Origin of the sequence: Kitasatospora sp. NPDC007106 (genome assembly GCF_040634455.1) — a bacterium.
GTDB classification, from domain to species: Bacteria; Actinomycetota; Actinomycetes; order Streptomycetales; family Streptomycetaceae; genus Kitasatospora; species Kitasatospora arboriphila.
Genome location: NZ_JBEYFP010000041.1, coordinates 21165 through 23810 on the forward strand (window position 1 = coordinate 21165; position 2646 = coordinate 23810).

Below are 2646 nucleotides of genomic sequence, written 5' to 3' on the forward strand. Positions count from 1 at the left end.
CCACGGTCGTCACGGTTGAAGCCGCCGCGCTCACCGCGGTCACGGTCGCCGAACGAACGGCCACCGCGGTCGTCACGGTTGAAGGAACGGCCACCGCGGTCGTCACGGTCCCGGTCGCGGTCGCGGCCGAAGGAGGGGCGCTCGCGGTCGCGGTCCCGGGTGAACGCCGGGCGCTCGCTGCGGGCCTCGCGGTACGACGACGCACGCTCGGCCTCGACCGGGGCGGCAGCGGCCTCGACGGCGGGCGCCTCGGCGGCGGCCGCACCCTCGGCGGTCTCGGCGGTCTCGGCGGCGGGCTCGTCCTCGATACCCAGCGCGGCACGCTCGCGCGCCGCACGGGAGGCGAGGCGGTCGGCCTCCTCGCGCAGCTCGGTCGCCCGGCGCTGCGCGCGCTCCAGCTGGCGGGTCATCTCGGCGACCTCGCGCTCGGCGGCACCGGCGATGCCGGCCGCGGACTCGGCCTGCACCTCGACGAGCGAACGGGCGCCGGTGATCTTGGCGACCTCGGCGTCGAAGGCGTGGTCGAGGATGTGGCGCGAGGCCTCGACGCCGGCGTCCTCCATCAGGCGGAAGACGGTGCGGCGCTGGTGCGGCAGCACCAGGGTGACGACGGTGCCGGAGCGGCCGGCGCGGGCGGTGCGGCCCGAGCGGTGCAGGTAGTCCTTGTGGTCGCCGGCCGGGTCGACGTTGAGCACCAGGTCGATGCCGTCGACGTGGATGCCGCGGGCGGCGACGTCGGTGGCGACGACCACGTTGACGTAGCCGTCCTTGAAGTCGCCGAGGACGCGGGTCCGGGCGCCCTGGGTCATGCCGCCGTGCAGCGCGTCGGCCTTCACGCCGGCCTCGACCAGCTGCTCGGCGACGCGGTCGGCACCCATCTGGGTGCGGACGAAGATGATGGTGCGGCCCTTGCGGGCGGCGATCGCGTTGGTGATCGGCGCCTTGTCCTTGGGCTTCACCACGAGGATGTGGTGGGTCATGGTGGTGACCGCGCCGGCGGACGGGTCGACCTCGTGGGTGACCGGGTTGTTCAGGTAGCGCTTGACCAGGGTGTCGATCTCGTTCTCCAGCGTGGCGGAGAACAGCAGGCGCTGGCCGCCGGCCGGCACCAGGTCGAGGATCTCGGTGACCTCGGGCAGGAAGCCCATGTCGGCCATCTGGTCGGCCTCGTCGAGGACGGCGACCTGCACGTCGTCCATCTTGGCGGAGCCGCGGTTGATCAGGTCGCGCAGGCGGCCCGGGGTGGCGACGAGGACGTCGACGCCGCGCTCCAGGGCGTAGATCTGGTTGGACATCGAGGTGCCGCCGCAGACCACCTTGAGGCGCAGGCCGAGCACCGAGCCGAAGGGCTCCAGGGCGTCGGCGACCTGCATGGCCAGCTCGCGGGTCGGCACCAGGATCAGGCCGCGCGGGTGCTTGGGGCGGGTGCGCTCGCCGTCGGCGAGGCGGGTGAGCAGCGGCAGGCCGAAGCTCAGGGTCTTGCCGGAGCCGGTGCGGCCGCGGCCCAGCACGTCCTTGCCGGCCAGGGCGTCCGGGATGGTCGCGGCCTGGATCGGGAACGGGGTGGTGACGTCCCGCTTGGCGAGGGCGCGGACGACCTCGTCCGGCAGGCCCAGGTCGCCGAAGGTCACGGTGGGCTCGGTGTCCGCGGTGTCGGTGTCCGTCTCGGCGTGCTCGACGGTGTCGAGCAGCTCGGCGGAGTCGGGGGTGTCGATGGTGTCGGCGGCGTCGAGACCGCTCGCGGGCATGGCGAAGCGGGCGTCGTCAACGAGAGACATGCAAAACCTTCCGGAAGTGGCACGCGCCAAAGTCCGGGGTTCTGTTTCACAACCGCCTCTATGCGGTCAGCCACGGATCGCCGGAACGCGCCAAGGGCGCCGTTTCAAGGGAATCAGGGCGCCAGTCAAATGGATCAAACGAACGATCTACCACCATAGAGGAACCTGGGGATCAGAGGCAAACCTGCTGGCCAACCCGTTGATGATCAGCCCGAACCTCCGCCGGAACCCGAGGAACCGGGGAGGCTCGGCAGCGAGCCGGAGTCGGAGGGCGTGGGCTGCGCGCTGGCGCTCGGTTCCGGCGCCGGGGTGGCCGAGGGGGTCGGGCCGGTGGGCCCGGCGGTCGGATGCGGCTCGGGCGTCTCCACGCTCCGGTTGGCCGGCAGCGACGCCGACGGGGCGGGCGAGGGGCCGGCCGGGGGCGGGGTCTGCGGCGGGGCGCTCGCGGCCGTCGAACCGGACGGCTTCGCCCCCGGCCGCGCGGCCGCCGCGGGCACCACCGTTCCGTGCCCGGCGTGCTTGCCGCCCGCCGCCCGCGCCCCCGGCGCCCCAGAGTCCCCGGGCAGGTCGCCCTGGCCGGTGTTCCGGTCGCTGCCCTGCAGTTCGGCCGACCCCGCTCCCACCGCCATGCACCCGCTCAGCCCCAGCCCCGCCAGCGCCGCCAGTGCCGCGCCGGCGACCGCGCGCCGCCGCCTCGACCCGCCCGGCCGCACCGCGGCCATCACCCCAGCCATCTCCCGAGCCACCTCTCGCACCGCCCACCCGGGCCCACCGCCCTCCGGTGCCCAACGCGCGGCGGGGCCCGTCGGACACGGCCGGCGCCCCCGTCCGGGCGTTGGGCACCGGAGGGCGGTGGGCCCGGGTGGGC

2 protein-coding genes are annotated in these 2646 nt (G+C 74.7%); both read right to left on the reverse strand.

The genetic code is table 11. The features are described from left to right. A partial coding sequence (locus ABZ641_RS07190) for a DEAD/DEAH box helicase (RefSeq protein ID WP_359979811.1) occupies positions 1-1778 on the reverse strand: 1778 nt, incomplete at its 3' end. Positions 1779-1984: 206 nt separating this feature from the next. Further along, complete coding sequence (locus tag ABZ641_RS07195; RefSeq protein ID WP_359979814.1) at positions 1985-2512, reverse strand: hypothetical protein; 528 nt, start codon at positions 2510-2512, stop codon at positions 1985-1987. Positions 2513-2646 lie beyond the last annotated feature (134 nt).

Excerpts from the sequence above, each read along its gene's own strand:
- ABZ641_RS07195 (WP_359979814.1), bottom strand. The coding sequence starts at position 2,512 with ATGGCTGGGGTGATGGCCGCGGTGCGGCCGGGCGGGTCGAGGCGGCGG.